Below are 20,790 nucleotides of genomic sequence, written 5' to 3' on the forward strand. Positions count from 1 at the left end.
CTAAAATACGAATTGTTGGAAAAAACGTTCGCGCCCACACAAAAGCAATGCTGATCGCTTATGTGGAAAATCAAATTCAAATAACTTCTCCATTCCCACTCTAGCATTGAGTTTCTGTACTCGATGATTATCTGCTCTCGGCTCGCCTACAATCGACTCCATCCTTTCCTCTTGCTGGAAACAGAACTGAAGTATCGCTCGTCCCCACGTATCAAAATAGGTTCCACCTCGGTAAGCCATTTTACCGACTAACATATGCAACCCTTTATCAAACTGGCCATATTGGTAATGTGGGCCAATCCGATCTTCTGCGGCCCAATACACCTCAAAATACCCAAATGACACGCCGTCAAATTCACCAATAACACTATAAGCATGTTTATCTTTTTTCTGTTTAAGTAAGTAATTGCGGTGCAGTTCGAGAGCTCCTTCTAACTCCCACATCTTGGCTACGCTAGGTTCATTATGCCAACGGTGGAATGCCATAAGATCTCTGTCCACATCAATCACGCGAAACGTCAGAACCCGTTTCAAATGATAGTAATAACGCTGAAAAACAATACCACTTGGATGAGGTGGCCTTACCGGATGCACAGCGCCATTTCCCGCTTCAGTCAATCTAATTGGAGTATTATCTTGTAGTGCATGCAGCCATATCGGAGCTAATTCGAGAAATTCGCTGAGTGAAATATGCTTTTCACCTTCAGGCCAATTAGTCACAACAACTTTTTGCACAGACAAGCTAAAAAATGCATGTTCTAGCCCGCTCCACCACACCCAAAGATCATAAAAGTCAACTTGCTCACAATGAAGTTCACAACAGGTATCATTTTGCATCACAGCATAAAATCTGGCCAAACTCTGACCTAATTCTTTAATAGTAAACCTCAGAGATGACTGGTTTTTTTCGTGATCAACCAGCGTCAATTGACGCCCTCCTGGCAATGGCTTATGAATACGATTTTCTGATGTTTGAGCTTGTGGCCAACATAAGGGATTGGCAATATCACAATATATGCTCGTGGGATCATCAAGCGTCGCCTCATTATAATCAAAGAGAAAACAGAAGAAATTACGTTTCCAACCGAGTGTTGGTGAGAACAAAATATAGCGATAAAAAGAATCATCTTTGGGGCTTTGCTTAAGCAGACGATCAAAATGATCTCGACATAAAGCCCACAGCCTAACTTCATCCACTGCGCCCGATGCGGCAATCGCCGCGATGGTATTGAGTAAGCTATTTCCTATCACATAATACGCATGGTAAGGATTAAGTTGCGCCGCTTCCATGTAATATTCAGGCGCTTCATGATCTAATACTTGAGGAAAAGACTGTTTGGCCTGTGATGTCAAACCAAAGCCTTGGCAATCTCTAATGCCAACACCAATAGGCATCCCTTCGTCTATTTCAATCAACAGATTTTGCTGATGCGCCAACACCACAATGCCATAATCAGAACGTGCCACACATAAAGGTGATATCACCTTATCCATAAAAGCCTGCATCCAATGACAGGCAGTTTCACTCATTGAGCAGCCATTATGCTCAGCATAATCTTTGAACCAGGTGAGTAAATGACCATCGCTATCAGGTATAGGGTTTTGATTTAACGTGGCCAGCATATAAAAACGCTGGGCGTCTAATGCCTGTTCATCATCTGAGCCAGAATAAAAAAGATTGTCGCGAAAACACACAAGAGGTAAATCTAGCACTGCTTCATTGTCTCCAAGTACTGAGCACCACATTGGCTCTTCAATAAAGTAAGCGCGTTCAAAACGCTGCTTAAGCTCCTCTGCAGCAGGTGTCGCCATCAACTTACTGAATTGTATACCTCGGCGCGCTTCAGGCTCTGTCATCAATCGTAATGAGTTAGTCAACCGCACTGGCAATGACACTTTCAACATCCAACGACAATCAGGGTGATAAATCGCACGTGAAGATGAGGTTGCCGTCCAACCTCCACTCCTTAACTTCAGATCAATAACGCTACCCTCAGCAATCTGTTGGGCAGACTGCATAAGTCGCCATTCTCTTGCCTGTAGCGGGTGCATAGGCAATGGCAACCAAGTATCATCAGGTAGCACATTCATCTGTTTGCCTGTTGCGTTTTTAAAGAAAGCCATTAGCTCTTCTTCAAGACAGCCACCAACAAACTCACCAACCAAACGCTCCTGTTTTACGGCAAACCATTCAATCGCAAACTGTCTACCAAATTCAGGTAGATAAGCTTCTTGTTCATCTTGTAACAATGGTTCATTACACTTAGGCGCTGGATGCATACTGTGCCCACCGACTAAACTTTGCTCTAAAGCGATAAAACCACCGCTAAGCTGCTCACCTTGAGAACGCTGAATAAGTGCATCACTCGCGCGGTGTATATAATCATCAGAATTAAGTACACGTTGAAGAAACTGTGATTTTTTCTGTTCACTGATGCCACTAAAACACGTATCGAGCAACAGTGGTATTGCATGTTCAAAACTAATCGCTTGTACTAACGTAGCATCGTTAAGAAGGACTTGTCCTGTGTATCGATGACGTCCAGACGGTGATACATAATTAAGCGGTATATCAAGCTTCCTTCCATCATTCAACGTCAATGTGAGTCTTTGCGCTATAATGTTCACGCACGAAGTTTCTAGCAGCAGGCTATTGAGGAAATGCTGCATCGTTAAAAGGTGTATCATGAATGACTCCTATATTATCTGCCGTGATGAGACACTTACGATGTCTCTTCTATCAACCACTTAACAGTATACTTCTTAGCACTGTGGCGATGCTTAATGCGCTTTTCTTGAGGGGTTCCCAATACCAAAAAGCCTACAGGCACATGACTCTCGTTTAATCCGAGTTGTTCCCTTACATTGGGTAAATCAGCCGCTTCAGTCGAATACCAAATTCCACCAAAGCCACTTGCATCAGCAGCCAACAAAATCATTTGGCAAGCGGCAGCTGCAGATAACACCTGATCTTGTCGAGATATCTCTTTGTGTGCTTTCACTGCAGCAGACACTAACACCAACATCGGAGCTTGGCGCAAATAATTAGCCAAACGATTCACTTGACTCATATCGATATTAACTTCAGAAGCCGCCCACGCCCTGCCCAATAACTCCACAAGCTCATTAACCTGTTGACGCTCAATGACCAAGAAATGCCAAGGGGTTAAATGTCCGTGATCTGGCGTACTCATTGCCGTTTGTAAAATAGCATCCAGCTGCTCTCCAGCAGGAGAGGGCTGCATCAATTCATGAACGTGATAAGAGACGCGCTGTTGTAAAAATTCAATTAGTTCCATAACTTTGTTTTCGATACCCAATAAAAAGCAAAAGTAAGAAGTAGAAGCTACCCAAGATAGACACCACTAAGCCCGCAGCAATCTCAAAAGGCGGCATTAAACTGCGACCTAGGCCATCGGCCCATATCAGTAAAATTGCCCCAGTAAGACCCGCAGCAGGAATAAGATGTACATGCCGATACAAACCAAGCAGACGCGCGCAATGAGGGGCCAACAAACCAACAAAGCTGATCGCACCGACACTGGAGATAGCAACCGCGGTCAATGTTGCCGCAACGGCTAACAACATCAATCGATAAGGCCTCAAAGCAACGCCCACGACTTGAGGAATAATCTCACCAAGCGGCATAATGTCTAAGCTACGCAATATTGGGGCTATCATCATTAACGCGACCAAGAGTGTCGCTGCCAGTGGGACAATGCTTTGCGCTGATGCACCATAGGTTGTGCCTGACAACCACATCAGCGTCACCGTTGAGGTCGTACTGCCAAAGGTCAGCAAAATATGAGTTGCCGTGCCAGTAAAAGCAGAAATGACAATACCAAACAGCGCAAGTTGAGAGACGCTGAGTTGAAGTTTTAACCCCCAAAACAACAAGCCAATCACCATCAATGCACCTGCTAAACCCGCTAATGTGAGTAACCCTTGGCTTGCCCCTGGATAAACCACCAACAAACAGGCAATAAACATTACCGCGCAAGTACTGACCCCAGAAATATCTGGGCTAGCTAGCGGATTGCGGAACAAGGTTTGAAGTAGGGTACCGCCACAGGCCAATGCAAAACCAGCTAACCCTGCGAGTACGATTCGATTACTGACCCAATCAGAGCCAATGGCAGAAGTAGGCTCACTCCAGTACCAAATAGTTGCGACCAACACAGTAATGAGTAATAACGTAACCTTTGTTGCTGACCAAGTAAGCAAAGGGCGCAAACCAATAACTTGCTCTTCAGTCGCCGCAAGTGCTCGACCACTGCGACCAAACAAGAGTATGAGAAAAAAAGGAGTTCCGATTAGGGCTGCGAAAGCCCCCGTAGGTAAACGGTAACCAAGGAACAACAAGCTACGTGAACACCATTCAGCCAATAGTACTAACATCGCACCAATAATAAGCGACATTAACCACAGGCTCCCAATATTACGCCCCTGATATTTGTTCACCATTATATGACGCGCAAGGTGAGGAGCCATTAGACCGATAAAACCTATCATCCCCACCATCGCTGTCGCCAGTGCTGCTTGTGCTACCGCTAGGAATAAAATACACCTACGCCATCGATTAACAGATAAACCAAGGGCATGAGCATGGGTTTCTCCCAGCTGAAATAGCGACAGCTTAGGCAATACCAATACGCTCAACAGCAGCGTGACGATAGCAGGAATAGAAAATTGAGATATTGGGCCCGCTGAGCTTTGTAGGACTTGACCACTGCCCCATAAAAAAAGTCCATCCGTTTCATGTTCAAAATAGAGTAAAAAAACCGATGCTACCGCACCAGCGCTAAGCCCTATCGCCATGCCGACTAAGACCACAGGTAATTTTCCACCACCGATAACTCTGCTAACGAGGAGTACAATTAAAGAAACTGAAGCGCTGCCTAAAAATGCGGCCCCCCAAACAAAAACTAATCCCCCTTCTGGGTAACCAACTCGAGCTAAAACCGCACCTAATAATGCACCAGAAGCAATGCCTAAAGTCGATGGCGATGCAAAGTCATTATCAAGAGAGACTTGTATTAATACACCAGAGCTTGCTAACAAGGCGCCCGTAACTATAGCCATCATTACCGTAGGTAACCAAATAGCATTAAACATTACCTCACCAAGAAGGGGATCGACAACTGAAGCTGACGTCGTCAAGTAACCCACTATCACCACAATTAAAGAAAACACAGAGGCACTAAGGTATTTAACCATGTTGCTCCCCTTGCCAAGTGAGTAATGAGTGTATAAATGCTTCGGCCATGCGTTGAATTGAAACGGGCCCACCAAAGCTCCACAAAGGTGGCACCTCAGAAAAACGCCCGTGTTTAACAAACGGAAGATGAGGCCAAACCGGGGAACTTGTCATGCGTTCACTGTCAGTCTGGTTACCCGCAAGGAGCAGGTGCGTATCATCCAACTCTGGTAATTGCTCCAACTGCAAGTGGACAAAATCTTTACCCGGCAGTCTTGAGTGCCAGCGATAATTCAACCCCAGCTGCTGAGCAACAGAGCCTGCCAAACTGCGTTTTGAAAAAATGCGCAGCCCGTATCCCATACCAACAAACTTACCATAAGTCACGGAGCTATTTTCTAGCCCCGCGTCAATAAGCTGTTTACGTAAGTCACTCAAGCCTTGCTTCATCGTAAATAGCAGCTGCGCTGCTTTTTCCTGTTGTCTTGTTGCAACCGCTAATTGCTTAAAAACAACCTGAGAATAATCAAAATAACGAAAATCATCTTGATCGATATTAGGAAACTGCTGGTAAAGCAAGGTTGGCGCAATACGGCTAAGCATAGGGTACAAGCCTTGATGACGAAAATCATAACCAATGATCAGATCAGGCTTGAGCTTAGCGATTGCAGTCAGATTAGGCTCTTGTCGGCGCCCAACTTCGACAACACTTGAAGGTAGCTCAGGATGATTGGTTTGCCATTTACGATATCCCTTCGCTTCTGTTACCCCAATGGGTTCAACTCCCAGTGACAACAACATTTCAGCAGCCGACCAATTGAGTGCCACAACGCGTAACGCAGGCTCAGCTAATCTGACACATGTCGATAGACAAACCTCTATTGGCCCTTTTGCTCCCATAACGGGCTTAGTCGGCTCTGATGCGACTGACACACTTGTCATCACAGCTAATATCAAGGCAATCATCATACGCATCATGCCTGCACCTCAGTCAATAAAATACGTTGACCATCAATGGTATGATCACGAACAGGGGTTCGATAAACATGACTCACACGTTCAGCTGTTATCACCTCATCAACCTTACCTGACGCAAGCATCACACCTTGATCTAATAACATGGCACGATCACTGTATTGCAGTGCTTGATTTAAATCATGCAATACCCAAATAATCGTCTTGTTATATTCACGATTAAGTCGACGGACAATATCGAGTAAGCCTTGCTGATGATTAATATCGAGCCAAGATGTTGGCTCATCCAACATTAAAATCGGCGTATCCTGAGCCAGTACCATAGCTAACCAGCAGCGTTGTAATTCCCCTCCAGATAATCCACTAAGCAAACGGTCTCGGTAAGGTTCAATCCCTGCAGCGGTAATAGCCCAATCTATCAAACGTTGATCTTCGGGGTTAAGGCGACGATACCAAGGTCGATGCGGATGACGTCCAAAGGCAACAAGATCGGCAACAGACAATGTCGATGGCACTGGATTTCGCTGTGGCATGAATGCTATTTCTCGCGCGACTTTCGCTCTGGATAAGCTCGCGAGCGATTGTTTGCCCAAAAGAACATCCCCTGCATCAGGCTGCCTAAGCTGGCTTAATACCGACAAAAGCGTTGATTTACCTGAGCCGTTCGGGCCGATTAAGGCCGTTACCGACCCCTTAGGAAACTCACCACTCATGTTTTTCAGAATTGATTTCCCTTCTATCTGCAAGGAAACATGGCTAAATGTAAGCACTGATCTCATCCTAAAAAGTCGCACTGTAGCTAATGGCAAACGTTCTACCTTGGCCATTATGAGTAAAGATTTCCTTTGGTGCACTTAAGCCATATAACATCTGTGAACGTTGGCTCCACAATGTTTCATAATCTCGATTAAACAGATTTGTCACACCAAAATTCAAACGACCGACAGCCAATGCATAATAAGTACTCAGGTTTGCTAATGTATAGCTCTGTAATTTAGCGCCACCGTCATCTTCATAGCTTAAAAAACTATTGACTCTTAACTCTGCACCAAAATCAACCTCGTCATAACCAAGCCACACACTCGCTGAGCTGGGGCTAGCGTAGGCTGCGGATAAGTCTTGCCAGCTAGCGTTCACTTTCGTTTCACTCTTAACATAATGTGCATTTATGCCGGTATAAATAGCATCACTTAGCTGATAAACAGCTTGGCCTTCGACCCCATAAATACGCTTGTCATCATCTTCAACAAGTACTGCATAGCTCGTTTTATCAAAGCTGACTGTTTTATCTGACAGTGAAATATAAGCAGCCACCTGTGCGTTTATATCACCATCATCCATACGCCAACCCAATTCGAATGAATTCGTCTTTACCCCCTCCAGCTCAGATGTAGCAACAGATGTCGATGAGACTAAACTGGCGCCTTCACCATTGGGACCATCATACTGACCTTGACCAAAAAACTTAGCAGGATCTGGGACATCAAAACCTTGTGAGACATTGCTCCACACTTGCATTGCATTGTTAAGATGATAGACACCGCCAAAATTAAACAACCATTCATCGTAATCTGTTTTCCCTCCCTTAATCGTCTCAGGTTTCCCGTTACCATAAAAACCTAACTGACTAAGGTGTTGTTGTAACACACCGACATTGTCACCCATTTCATGTTTAATGCGCTCATAGCGAAAGCCACCACTGAGTAACAGCTCAGGTGTTACTTCCATTTCTAATTGACTAAAGAGCGCAGCATAGCGACTGTCTACATCAGGATAACGCTGAACATTCTGCGCAGGAGTGAACACCATGCCGCCAGAGTTCACTGAAGTTACTTGATCAAAAAGGGTTTGATCTGCATCAAATGATTCCTCAGAAGCATCTACACCAAAGGTTGCCGTGACAGTCTCAAACTCTTTAATCAAGGCTAGTTTTGCGCCTAAGACCGATGTATTTTGCTCAGATGCACCATAAATGGGATAAGCACTTCCAGGTAAAGGTGAGCCTTGAACCTTGACAATGGTGGGAAATGGGAAAAAACGGATAGATTCACTTCGATAATAAGCTTGAACCAGTAATTGCGAACTCCAAATATCATCATGATGATACTGGGTATTGAACATCATACGTTCAGTGTTGGGTTGCTCATTAAGTTGAAGTCCTTCACGTGTTTCAATAAGAGCGGGATTAAACAATCCCATTAGATTTTCACCTAAATAGGTTGAATAATTAGTATCCTGTTCACTATTATAATATTGTGCGATGACTGATAAAGATTGTTGCTCATCAGCAATAAACTCAAAGTTCGCCATGACATCTACGGTATCGTTAAACTGCAGATCTGTTTGAGTAATATCTGGACGGACAATATTACCGTTCGCATCATACAAACCACCCGTTTCAGAATAAGCGAAAGACACTCTTCCCCGCAGTTTTTCACTGCCGCCCGATAGAGCCACTGCAATTTGTTTGCTGTGATCATCGCTGTTATTAAAACCCGTAGCAGCCCCTATTTTCGTTTCTACCATCAGGTCTTCACTGGCTGCTTTTTTGGTTATAATATTAATAATGCCACCAGCAGCACCCGCACCATATACAGAAGTCGCACCAGAAAGTACCTCTACTCGCGCAATATTCAATGGGTCAATACTGTCAAGCTGACGACTGATATTTCGCGTTGAATTAAGCGACACCCCATCTATCATCACTAGGGCTGTACGACCACGCAAGTTTTGTGAAAAATTGGTTCGTGCATTACTACCAAAATCGAAAGCGGGGATAAATTGACCAAGCACATTCTTTAAATCAGCACCTGTATTCAGCGCTTTTTCTAGTTCATATTGATCCACAACCCACATAGTCGCTGCCACATCAGAAATCGCAGTTTCTGTACGATTAGCTGTAATGACCATAGTTTCCGATTCACTTGCTTGGCTTAAATTTGCCAAAACCAGTAGCACAAGCGGGCTCAAGCTAGCCACGCATCGAGTGGTGTTATTCATAATAGTAGATATCCATTCTTATTAGTGAGATTTTATAGATTGAGTTGTATTGAAATCCGTTGATGATTTGAGTTTTAGTGCACTATAGAAAAGGCAAGCAGAAATAAAAGCGATCAGTAAAGAAAGCATCCACTGCTGATGTAAAAATAGCGCAGCTGCCCCAGTTCCTATAATGTGTCCCGTGGTATGAGCACGTGTCAGATACCCGCTATATTTTGCCTGTTCAATAGGGCCCGTCACACTTGTCAATAAGCCGCTGGTATACCAAGCAGGTAAACCCGCTATAGCAAGTAACAGTCCAACCAAGGACGATCCTAATCCCCACCACATATCACCAAATAAAACCAAGATGACACCACCACTGACTAAAGCAGTCAGTAATATGGGTAAGAAAAGATGAGCTCGCCTGCGGTTAAGACTTGGAATAACGCCAATTTGATAAACAACAAGCAAGATACTTGTCGCAAGCATTAAGGCTGCATAAACATCTGAGCCTTGCTCACCTTGATAACCTTGTATAGTTAAAAATTGCAGTACATTGAATTGAAAAACCGCCACAATAGCAGTGGTGAACATAGCCGAAATATAAGCAAAACGCTGCCAAGTAGTCACTAACTTGATTGCCTTTGGCTGGGGAGGAAATATCACCTTAGGTGACACATGATAACGACCAAACAACACAGGGATCACCAATAGCACTGGCACAAGCATTAAATACGGAAGTGATAATGGTAGAAATAATAATCCGGGGCCTAGCAAGCGTCCTAGTGTTAAGCTACTACTCAAGCTAGATAAGGCTGCAGGTGTTGCATCAGCTTGAGCAGCAAGCCGAGTCTGGGTCAAAGGTAAAAATGCGCTGCTAAATCCACCAACCAATAGTCGACATAAACCAATCAGCCATAAATGTGTACTCTCACCCAAAAGCGTAGCAATAAATAATACATTCGCCCCGATGTAACCCAAAGCAGCTAAATGTATTGCTCGCGTAAATCCTAACTTAGCTGCAACCCCTCCCCAATAAGTCGCACCTAGCCAATAACTCACTAGATTCAAATTGACAGTAAAGACTAACCAACCTAATGAATAGTTAGGATCTGTCTGACCGACCCACGTCATTAAAGTAGGTATTGCCGCAATAACTAAAGTTTGATTAATCCCAAGTGATACCAATGCCACAGACAACACGGACTTCATACCTAAACTTAAATCGAAATGATAATTGTTATCACTCTAACATTATGTTAATAATAACGCTAATCATAATTAAAAGTTAACAAAAAATATTTATTAACCCCTAAATTAAACATTCATTACTCAGTGGATTTAAAAAATGAACAGCCAACATTGGCATAATGCCAATCACACTCTTTGTGCAAAAATCATCTCAGAACTTCATTACGAAGAACGCTTACACCCAAAACAAATCCAAGGTTTTTGGCAACTCACCACTCTTTCAAGAAATTGGACATTTAATGCCAATGTCACCATATGGGGCATGCTCGACATAGATCTAACGTCACTAAAGTGCTCTGATGGGAAGCTTCCTCAAGCATGTCAACTACTGCTAGATGTACGTGACCAATTATCGATTTCAGATATCAACTTAGGTAATCTCTTAGAAGAAATTCAGCAAACGCTATACAGTGACGTACAAAGATTATCTAATCTGAGCCATATTACCGCTCAAGACTTAGTCAATATGAACGAAACTCAACGCCAGCAATACATTGATGCTCATCCAAAAGCTATTGCCAACAAAGGGCGACTAGGCTGGGGAAAAGAATCACTGCAAAATTACTCTCCCGAATCAGGTGCGCCATTTAAACTAAGATGGCTAGCGGCTCGTAAATCTCATTGCCTAGCGGGGATAACGGAACAAAGGCCTTATGAGCAGATCCTCACTAATATTCTTGGTGACAAGAGTCTGAGTAAGTTAAGTTCATTATTAGGTGATCAACTGCAAGATTTTTGGCTTTTCGCTGTTCACCCTTGGCAACATCAACGCTTCTTAACCGCTCAATATGCGTGTTTATTTGCCCAAGGAGATCTCATTGATCTTGGCGAACATGGTCCAGACTGGCATGCCCAGCAATCGATTCGCACATTAAGTACCTTAGACAATAATGTTAGCTTTGACGCCAAAACAGCGCTCAGTATTCTCAACACCTCCTGCTACCGCGGCATCCCCGGCAAGTTTATTGTTCAAGGACCTAGGCTGTCGGCTTGGTTAAACCAAATAGCAAAAAGTGACACTACGCTTCGCGACCATGGACTTCACGTACAACAAGAAGTGGCTGGTTTTTATTGTCCTCACCCCTATCAAGCACAAATTAAACAAGGCCCTTATCGCTATCATGAAATGCTCGGTTGTATTTGGCGTGAGAGAGCTGAAACAGTAATAGGCCCTCTTAAGCGTCCAATCACTATGGCTGCATTAATGCAAACTGATCTTAGCGGTCAGCCATTAATTGGTGCATTAATTGAAAATTCAGAACTTGACATCGAGCACTGGCTAGAGAAGCTATTCAATCATGTTGTGATCCCGATATACCATCTAATGTGCCAGTATGGGGTCGGACTTGTTGCACATGGACAAAACGTCACACTCATACTAGAAAACAACCAGCCTGTAGGCTGTATCATTAAAGATTTTCATGGCGACTTACGTCTTGTTGATCAAGACTATCCTGAGCTAGATTCATTAGACCTAGATATTAGAAAAACGCTAACTCGATTACCAGCACATTATTTAGTTCATGACTTATTGACTGGCCATTTTGTTACAGTGCTCCGCTTTATCTCACCTAAAGTCGCTTCGTTAGGCTTAAGTGAAGTGCGTTTTTACCGATTACTGAATCAAGTGATCACCCAATACCAAACACAACATCCAGAGCTTACCCCTAGGTACAAACAATTTGACCTACTTTCGCCCAAAATCGATAAGATTTGCATCAATCGGGTTCGATTTAAAATTGGCTACGGTGACAGTGACGAGCGCCCACTCCCTGATGTGGGTCAACCTATAGATAATCCTTTAATGGGGTGACATTAGATACAAGGGACAATGAAACAAATTGGAGTGGTAATGAGGCCCGCTGTTATGGGCTCTCTTACCCTGGTTACTATAACCAATATCGCTTACTGGTGACGGACGATAATGACAGTCGCAACGGTGTGGTGGTGATTTCTATTGGTGATTTAAGCTTAGAAGGACATTAATATCAAATTTAACAATATCTGCATTAGCTTTTGTTAACACTGAGTTCTTTTTACTCTTTATTGACAATACGAGCCATTGATCCCCTAGTGATCCGCCCATTATTTTTAAAAATAAAATATTGGCTATTTATACGAATAAAATTAAATTTACACACCAGAAACCCTATCTATCCTAACCTTCACATTGTTAACCAGTCACCACAACGGATGAGTAAAAGATGAAATACTGACTCAAAATCAGCTAATTTTCACACTGTCTATGCGCCAGTTAAAAACAAAAGCTATGCTTACTGAGAGTATTGACAAGAATGATCAAGTTAACCACGGAGCAACATGTTAACAGGGCCAATGGTAAAGCCGTCATCACTGCAAGATGGCTGACATTGAGTGATGAAATCAATACAAAAAAGATGAAAATAGTAACTTAATATATTCACCGCAGTTCCTAGCGGGATTGTTAACCCAGAGGCCTCAACGCCGCCCAGCTGGATGCAACAATAAAAGAGAGACTTACATGGACATTAAAAAAAGTACGGTCGTCGAGGATAGCCCTAAAGGTGATATAGAGAAGCCTTCATCACACGTAGAAAGCCAGCAAAAAAACAGACCAAAATCAGACTATCAAGCTAATGAAAAAAAAGCCACAATCCAGCTTAATAGTCATAATGAACCCATTGCAGATGAGAAGGTCGTACCTATCTCTGAACATGTCTATTTCATTGAAGATGATACCCAACGTATTTTAGAGCATCTATCTGCTCTTAAAGGTCAAATATATCCTTTGAGAGATGATTTCACCGCTGAAGATCAAGCTAAAGCCCAGTTCCCTTCAGTATGTTTAATTGGATTAGGGCGCTGTGGTTCTAACGTATCACTGGATCTCGCTAATCTCGTGTACAACGCACGTAATTATTATCTTAATGATTTTCACCAATCAAACAGTCATCGTAAACATCAGCCTTCTATTGCCAGTCGCTGGATAAAAAAGTCGCTCGGCATCAATCAATCTCATGATAAACGTGCCGCTTTTCTAATTGAACCTTTTGTTATTTTAGGGGATTTAGACCAAGACATCGATGGCAGAGTGCGTTATTCCTATATGGATGGTAAAAATAGCCTATTAGACGGCTATTCTAAAATGAAGATAATGGATCTGTCTGAAGTTCATGCTGGTGGCTCGGGTAATGCGCCTGTCTTGGGGCAATACCTCGCAAAAATCATCCTTAACAAAGGCGCAGAAAAATTCCTCAATAAAGACTGGAAGTCGATTCATTCGTATATGATTGATTCTTGTGGTATCAAAGCGAATCAATCTCGTTTATTTTTTTACATATTTAGTGCTGGCGGTGGCACTGGCTCAGGTATGGCATCTGAGTTCGGTTTAGCACAGCAATATGCTTATATGAGTAAGACTCTCAATACTGAAAAAAGAATCAATAAAGAATCGAAGGCCAATGACAGCCACTCTTTTGTTTTTGAGCCTATTTTTAGTAGCGGTATCTGTATTTTGCCAAACATCTCATGCCAATCAGTTGAAATATCAGAAGCATTACACATCAACTCAGGTCGTCTATTGTGTAAGTACCTCTCTGAAGAATGGGATTTTTCCTATAATTTAGATCGTGAAGATGAAAAGAAAGGAACCATAGTTGAACACTTACGTCCTTGGAATTCAATGATGTTAATCTCTAACGACATCATGCGCTACGCCGAAGAATCAGATGGTAGCAGCATGAAAAATGTCGATGTGAATACCATGGAGAAATTTGCGAACCAATATATTTCACAGCAAATATTTAATATTTTAACAGCGCAAGCTGTAACAAAAGATTACGACCAAGACTATTTCCGTCGTGCAGGGGTTGATATTAGTGAAACCATTCGTTTAGATGCAAATGATTTATTCATGAGCTTAGCCGGACCTGTCACCATTGCTTATGCTGAATCTACCGTAAAAAAAACAGCACCTATAATTGATGGTCGCCAAGCAGCACCGAGTGAGTTAGTTGAATTAGACATTGATGATCTCTTCTTCCGCTCTATTGATTTACCACACTTTAATAAAGACACCCGTGCCATTGAGGGTGTTAGTTTATTACCGATGGAAGCAAGTGTGTACCGTGATCATTTAGCTGACTGCCGTAGCAATAGTTTTGACACCAGTAAATTAAAAGACATTCTATTTTTTAATAAGTGTTCATCTATTGTCTCAATTATATCGCTACCTAAAGATTATAAATTATCATACATGGATTTAAATCGCCTTAAAACACACTTAAATAGCTTATTCCCTAATACAACACTTAAACGCTACGCCCTGGTTATTGGTGCTTCAGAGAACATTTCTTTAACGACATTAATTGCGAAAAGTCCTTGTTTAAGTGATGATTTTCTTACTTTAATGGTCTCATATATAAAACGATGTTTTGGCAAAGGTGATTATTGTTATGATAATACTTTTGATGAAAAGTTTTTGAGTTTAATTAAGGATGATGTATTTAATGAAGATGAACTTGACAGCATGATTTCAGAATTTGAAAACCCAGCAAAAATATTAGACACTAATTGGCATTCTATTAAACCTATGTATGAAAAGAAGTACCGTGAAATATTAGGCAGTGAAGAAGGTAAATTTGTGTCAATCAACGACATTCGCCTCACATCTGGCAATGTAAAACGTGCCATAAAGTATTTACGTGAAATATATCGTTACCGTATTAGCAAAACAAAGCTTATTTCTTTAAATGGTTCCAAAAAGAAAACAAGCTTAAACTAATATTTATCAGGTCTCTATATAAAGCCCTTGTATATTTATACAAAGGGCTTTATGGTATAAAATCACTCATTACTTAAAAGGATATGAAATTTAAATTCATATATAAACCCTATTATTATAATAAGTTACCTGCCACAACAATGAATACTAAATCCCACCAGCCTTTCCTCACTTTTCCACTTTCAATGTAAAGAACAAGCATCTTCTCTTGAGAATGATTCTTATTTCATTGAAAATGTTTTATTATCTGTCATTGTTACATTTAAACTAAAAATATCAATAAAGATAAAATACAAGCATAAGGAAATAAAATGAAATTTTTCTTCAAAAATACGATGACACAATGGCGTAAACAACAAGGTAAAATCACCCTTCTGACGCTAAGCCTATTTTTAACTAATCAAGCATATGCCAACGAATGCGCTATCAACATATCAGCCAACGACGCTATGCAATTTGATACCAAAGAACTTAGTGTCCCGGTAAATTGTGAAGAAGTCACCTTAACTTTGACCCATGCAGGCCAACTACCGATCACGGCCATGGGACATAACTGGGTACTAACTAAAGCGGCAGATATGCAAGCTGTCGCCAATGAAGGAATGGGAGCTGGCGCTGCACTTAGCTATGTAAAAGAAGGTGATAAGCGTGTTATTACTCACACAGAAATAATCGGTGGTGGGGGATCAACGAGTATCACCTTCAGTACTAAAGGTATGTCCTCTTCAGAAACTTATAAGTTCTTCTGCTCTTTCCCCGGTCACTGGGCAATTATGCAGGGTGACTTTATCATCAAAGCGTAAACATAAGCTGTAAGTCTTTATTAGCCACTGCTTTTACTGATAACTTACCGCGCTAATGGATGCTCTCTTTAACACGAGAGCCTCTTTTATCTATTCTTAGCCATTATGACTCTAGGACTAAAACAGCTTCAGTCAAAGCCTTTTTCAATTCTTCATTATGTAACATACCAGCTTTATATCGAAATTAAAAGAACTCGCAATCATTTTCAGGAAGCGCATCAGGTACATTGGGTATAGTTTCTCCCCTTAATTGTTCTCGACGTTTTGGTGACTCAGGAGAACCATCTTGTGAAAATTGAAAAATGGATAACTTTTCGTACATACTATTTGCAAGGTTACTTAAATCACCAGATGAGACAGCATGTAGCTGTGAAGTATTTAAAGCCTCACGATTGAGCTCTTGAACATCCCCAATCACACTTTTAACATGCCGGACAGACTCAGCTTGATTGTTTATTGACCCCCCAATTTTTTCTACATCTATTTTCATTTTCCCCATCACATCTCCCACTTTATTTAGCTCTATATTGGCCTGCTCAATATTAGAAACCCCTTCCTTTAATAACACTCCACTTCCATTAATATGCTTGGCTAACACGTCACTTGAACCTTGTATTAAATCAATCATGTTACTGACTTCATTAGTTGAAGCACTTGTTCTGCTTGCGAGTTGGCGAACTTCATCAGCCACAACCGCAAAACCTCTCCCTAATTCACCTGCGCGCGCAGCTTCAATTGCTGCATTAAGCGCAAGTAAATTTGTTTGATTTGAGATTGCAGTGATCACATTTAAAATCGCACCTATTTGCTGACTATTTTGTTGCAAAATTTCAACTTCGGCAAAAGCCTCATCCATTTTTTTTTCTAAACGGTGAATAGCATCTACAGATTCTTCGACAGTATTCACCCCATCAGCGACACACCTTTCGCAATTAATCGAACCTTTAATGATTGCACTTGTGAGCAATAATACCTCTTCAGTAGATTGCCATACTTTTTCCATATCATCTGCCACCACTTGACTCACACCAGCTTGTAATTGAGATTTTTGAGTCATGTTCGCATAAGATTCAGATAAATCAGTAGATATTGGGGTAAGTCGGCCAATGGATTCAGATAAAGAGGCCAAGGACTCTTCGCAAATATCAAAATGCTGATTTATATTGAGCGGCAACTGGTGCGCAGGAAATGTTCCACTTAATTCAAGCCGTTTTGACAAGTCTATTTTATTGTCTAAATGATTAAACTGACATTCAATCAAACCGATATGTTTAGTTAACACACGAACAAAACGATAAATAGCCAAGCAAGCAATAAAAATGAGCGCTAACATAGAAAGTAAGGCATATATATCCGCCTGTACATAAAACAGTAATAATCCAGAGCATACAAAATAGCTTATCAGTATAAAAACAACATCTAACCTGCGTATGAATATCATTGACTCACACCCTTCCTCACAATAGGTTCATAACGCTACTAATTAAAAAATTATAGTATATTTAGCTAAAACACTCACTATTTCAGCTCAAATGACTTCCAAATTAGTTAGAGGGATAAACAAAGGTAAGCTGTTGATAAATTATGTCTACACAAGCTGGATGTCGCGTAATACAATAAATGAGTCCATTAACCGTAAACAATCGACTTTTATACTAAAACATACCCATTGATTGAAACAACACGCCCTAATAAAAATAGGAGACAATATTGAATTTACCATATGATATCGAGTAGGGTGAGGCGTTACCGCCTCATCCCTCTCACAGAACCGTACGTACGGACCTCGTATACGGCTCCTGCATACGGCGTTGTTGCTCAAATCTCGACTCTAAACGCAGCAACCCAAGGTGTTTCACCCAATTAGGCAGCGTGTTTCCTAACTGGCATTCCTAACCCTATGACTTTATTCATTGCTTTTACACCCGCTAACGCTTCACCTACCTGAGCGTTATAATCCCGAAGACTCAGTTTTGGACTAATTAACTGTTTATATCGATACATCGCTGTTTCTGATAGTGATCTCTGATGATAATCATTATCCTGTTTCCATTGCGCTAATTGGTTAGCCTTGAGTGCTTTTACTGCTTCATTTCTGGAGTGGTCATCCTCCCAATATCCAGCATGACTTCTCGGAGGGATAGTTGGCTTGCATCCTTTGCGCTGAAGTAGTTTATGACATGCCTTAGTGTCATAGGCACCATCAGCTGAGACTTGAGTTATATTTCTTCTTAATGGGTTAAGTAATGTGGGAAATACTTCATTATCGGCAACGTTAACTAAGCTTATTTCAGCTGACACAATTTCATGGGTATTACTATCCACTGCAAGGTGTAGCTTTCGCCAAGTACGGCGTTTTTCTTTACCATGCTTACGCGTTTTCCATTCTCCTTCTCCATAAACTTTCAGACCTGTTGAATCAATCACAACATGTGCCGCAGAGCCACGACTCGGTGCTCGATAGTTGATCTCAACAGTCTTAGCTCTTTTGCTTATACAGCTATAACTTGGTGAGGTCAGTGGCACATCCATAAGTTGAAATACAGAGTTGGTGAATCCTTCAAGTGCTCGTAATGACAAGTTAAAAACGCCTTTCACAACGAGTGCTGTTTCAATAGCAACATCAGAGTAAGTGAACCCTCGACCACGACGCCCGTGGTGTTCACAACAATACCAAGACTTAATTGCTTGCTCATCAATCCAGAAAGTGAGTGAGCCTCGATTAATCAACGCCTTATTGTACTGAGACCAATTGGTTATTTTATGTTTAGATTTTCCCACTTTTCAGCTTCCGTATAGCTATCTTTAGGGATCAGATCACGCTAACGGCAAAAGGTTCCCTCGATTTAGGAAACAAGGCTCCTGCATACTTAACTCAGCTTTGCGCTGAACACATATCCTGTTTTTACATGTCCAAGATTCACTAACCCTGAGCTATCAAACCATTTATTGGGCAGCGCATAGTTTGCTAACGGAATCAGTGAGTTACGCCAACTGTTCATCTTGATTGATTTAAACGGGGGCTTATACCCCATCTGCTTCAACCGTCTGTGAAGTCGCTGTGGCGTTTTCCACAGCTTCAGTTGGACGCTCCTCAACCTACGCCTTAGCCAGCTTGCTATTTTCTCGAACTCCCTATTCGCATTCGCTATCCGAAAATACTGACTGAACCCTCTTAAAATAGGATTCACCGCTTTGATCACTTCGCTTAATGGCTTACCACCATTGCGCTTTGTCATCTGTTTTAGCTTCGATTTAAACCCTGCTAGTTTCTTCGGCTCGATACGTGTGTATCGACTACCTATCTCCACTCCTAAAAACTTCACACCTTCATTGCTGTCTGCTATGTGGGTTTTACGCGAGTTTACCTCAAGCTTTAACTCGACTTCCAGTATCTTCTTCGCCTGCTTGAGTGCGTTTTCTGCCCCTGCTCGGCTGCGACATAAAATCAAGATATCGTCTGCGTAGCGCACTATTCTGTGACCCCGTTTTTTCATCTCTTGATCAAACGCATCCAGATAGATATTCGCTATCAGTGGGCTTATTACACCACCTTGCGGACTCCCTACTTCTGTCGCTTGCTTGTGCCCATCTACCATCACACCACTTTTCAAAAACTGAACGAGCAGCTTTAGCACGCTACCATCACTAACTCGCTTTTCGATGCTTGATAAGATTAGCCCGTGGTCTAATTTATCGAAACACTTTGACAAGTCCATATCCACTACATGTTTAAGCTCGTACCGACGCATAAACAATGTCGCTTTGTTGATCGCATCGTGACAACTTCGCCTTGGCCTATAGCCGTAGCTTGACGGGTGAAATTGCTCTTCAAAGATGGGGGCTAAGTAGATCGTTTAGGGGTTGTTGAACGACTCTATCCCTAATAGTTGGAATACCAAGCAATCTCACGCCGCCATCCTCTTTGGGGATCTCAACCCGCCTGACTGGCTGAGCTTGATATTGCTTAGTGCTGAGTTCATGAAGAAGTTGATCGAGGTTATCACTCAGATTTGAGGCGAAGTCGCTTAGGCTCTGCCTGTCTATGCCGGCCGCGCCTTTGGCTTTCCACACTCTTCTAAATCCTTTATACAGCTTCTCTTTACTCAGAAGTTGCCCGTATAAACTGTGATAAACTCGCATATTCCTCACATGTGTGCTGTATGGGGACGGATATGACTTCCTCAAAGTCGGTCTATTTCACTTTGTTGCTTAGCGTTCTAGCGCAATGGCAATCTACTAAACAGTGACAAAACTACTCCCTTGTACAGTTTCTTAAGCCAGAGCCTTACTCCTAAGGTGACCAGTTCAAAAAAGACTTCGATAGCGAATCGACTTGTGTACCTCTGAAAAAAAAACATCTGCTCATTACAGACTTAAAGCACGCTTCCTCCCTTCGCAATATTAAGCGCTTTTGGCAACTTAATACTCCACCAGACTTGATGCTGATGGTCAGCTTGGTTTTATCCTCCACACCATTACTGGGCTTCACAGGCCGAGCCTTACTCACTACTACGGATTCATCTGCCACCTCACACCAACATTTCCCTTGAGTCACCTCTTGGGATAATGCCTCCAGCCCTTATCACTGGAACTGATGCCAGGCTTCCCCAGTTACTGCACTGGCTCCCTATAAGGTATTCCACCCTCAAACACACTATTAGTCTGACTAAGTATTGGGCTTCGCGCTATTTTGCACGCTCACCCACCAATAGTGCCGAAACAGGTTACGGTTAGTTGTGTACACCTCACTTCCTATGGCTTCCTTCAGACCCTGCCGTTAGCCAGCAACGCCCTTGCCATTCGGATTATCTTCCCCT

Annotated in this window: 15 protein-coding genes; 4 read left to right on the forward strand and 11 right to left on the reverse strand. The window is 42.1% G+C overall.

What is annotated here, in order from left to right; genetic code table 11:
- From HQQ94_RS19305 to HQQ94_RS19335, 7 genes are read right to left on the reverse strand one after another with little or no spacing between them, the layout of a single operon-like run.
- Positions 1-2,688, reverse strand: coding sequence for a GNAT family N-acetyltransferase (locus HQQ94_RS19305; protein ID WP_173295953.1), 2,688 nt, complete (start codon positions 2,686-2,688; stop codon positions 1-3).
- Between the two features lie 35 nt (positions 2,689-2,723).
- Positions 2,724-3,299 carry a nitroreductase gene (locus HQQ94_RS19310; RefSeq protein ID WP_173295954.1) on the reverse strand — a complete coding sequence of 192 codons (576 nt, stop codon included), beginning with the start codon at positions 3,297-3,299 and terminating at the stop codon, positions 2,724-2,726.
- A complete protein-coding gene (locus HQQ94_RS19315; RefSeq protein ID WP_173295955.1) occupies positions 3,286-5,217 on the reverse strand; it encodes an iron ABC transporter permease in 1,932 nt (643 codons plus the stop codon). Before HQQ94_RS19315 ends, HQQ94_RS19310 begins: the two co-directional genes overlap by 14 nt.
- Positions 5,210-6,175: an iron-siderophore ABC transporter substrate-binding protein gene (locus HQQ94_RS19320; protein ID WP_173295956.1), complete on the reverse strand. Its 966-nt coding sequence runs from the start codon at positions 6,173-6,175 to the stop codon at positions 5,210-5,212. Before HQQ94_RS19320 ends, HQQ94_RS19315 begins: the two co-directional genes overlap by 8 nt.
- Complete coding sequence (locus HQQ94_RS19325; RefSeq protein WP_375335723.1) at positions 6,172-6,951, reverse strand: ABC transporter ATP-binding protein; 780 nt, start codon at positions 6,949-6,951, stop codon at positions 6,172-6,174. Before HQQ94_RS19325 ends, HQQ94_RS19320 begins: the two co-directional genes overlap by 4 nt.
- 1 nt (position 6,952) lies before the next feature.
- A complete protein-coding gene (locus HQQ94_RS19330; protein ID WP_173295957.1) occupies positions 6,953-9,172 on the reverse strand; it encodes a TonB-dependent receptor in 2,220 nt (739 codons plus the stop codon).
- 21 nt (positions 9,173-9,193) lie between these two features.
- Complete coding sequence (locus HQQ94_RS19335; protein WP_173295958.1) at positions 9,194-10,366, reverse strand: hypothetical protein; 1,173 nt, start codon at positions 10,364-10,366, stop codon at positions 9,194-9,196.
- 136 nt (positions 10,367-10,502) lie between these two features.
- Between HQQ94_RS19335 and HQQ94_RS19340 the strand changes: the two genes are divergently transcribed.
- The 4 genes from HQQ94_RS19340 to azu all read left to right on the forward strand — a co-directional run bounded on the left by HQQ94_RS19340 (position 10,503) and on the right by azu (position 15,970).
- A complete protein-coding gene (locus HQQ94_RS19340; protein ID WP_173295959.1) occupies positions 10,503-12,218 on the forward strand; it encodes an IucA/IucC family siderophore biosynthesis protein in 1,716 nt (571 codons plus the stop codon).
- Complete coding sequence (locus HQQ94_RS19345) at positions 12,215-12,391, forward strand: hypothetical protein (RefSeq protein WP_173295960.1); 177 nt, start codon at positions 12,215-12,217, stop codon at positions 12,389-12,391. Before HQQ94_RS19340 ends, HQQ94_RS19345 begins: the two co-directional genes overlap by 4 nt.
- A 514-nt stretch (positions 12,392-12,905) precedes the next feature.
- Positions 12,906-15,167 carry a hypothetical protein gene (locus HQQ94_RS19350; RefSeq protein ID WP_173295961.1) on the forward strand — a complete coding sequence of 754 codons (2,262 nt, stop codon included), beginning with the start codon at positions 12,906-12,908 and terminating at the stop codon, positions 15,165-15,167.
- Positions 15,168-15,478: 311 nt separating this feature from the next.
- Positions 15,479-15,970: an azurin gene (azu, locus tag HQQ94_RS19355; protein WP_254304106.1), complete on the forward strand. Its 492-nt coding sequence runs from the start codon at positions 15,479-15,481 to the stop codon at positions 15,968-15,970.
- Between the two features lie 184 nt (positions 15,971-16,154).
- On the opposite strand, the gene HQQ94_RS19360 is transcribed toward azu, so the two are convergent.
- The 4 genes from HQQ94_RS19360 to HQQ94_RS22730 all read right to left on the reverse strand — a co-directional run bounded on the left by HQQ94_RS19360 (position 16,155) and on the right by HQQ94_RS22730 (position 20,113).
- A complete protein-coding gene (locus HQQ94_RS19360) occupies positions 16,155-17,411 on the reverse strand; it encodes a methyl-accepting chemotaxis protein (RefSeq protein WP_173295962.1) in 1,257 nt (418 codons plus the stop codon).
- A gap of 422 nt (positions 17,412-17,833) precedes the next feature.
- Positions 17,834-18,751, reverse strand: coding sequence for an IS5 family transposase (locus tag HQQ94_RS19365; RefSeq protein ID WP_173294646.1), 918 nt, complete (start codon positions 18,749-18,751; stop codon positions 17,834-17,836).
- An 89-nt stretch (positions 18,752-18,840) separates the two neighbouring features.
- Entirely contained in the window at positions 18,841-19,824 is a 984-nt protein-coding gene (locus tag HQQ94_RS23005) for a reverse transcriptase domain-containing protein (protein ID WP_309247287.1), read from the reverse strand.
- Positions 19,802-20,113 (reverse strand): hypothetical protein, encoded by a 312-nt coding sequence (locus tag HQQ94_RS22730; protein WP_254304008.1) that lies wholly within the window; start codon positions 20,111-20,113, stop codon positions 19,802-19,804. The genes HQQ94_RS23005 and HQQ94_RS22730 overlap by 23 nt, the downstream gene beginning before the upstream one ends.
- Between the last annotated feature and the right edge of the window lie 677 nt (positions 20,114-20,790).

Origin of the sequence: Shewanella sp. VB17 (genome assembly GCF_013248905.1) — a bacterium.
Lineage (GTDB): Bacteria > Pseudomonadota > Gammaproteobacteria > Enterobacterales > Shewanellaceae > Shewanella.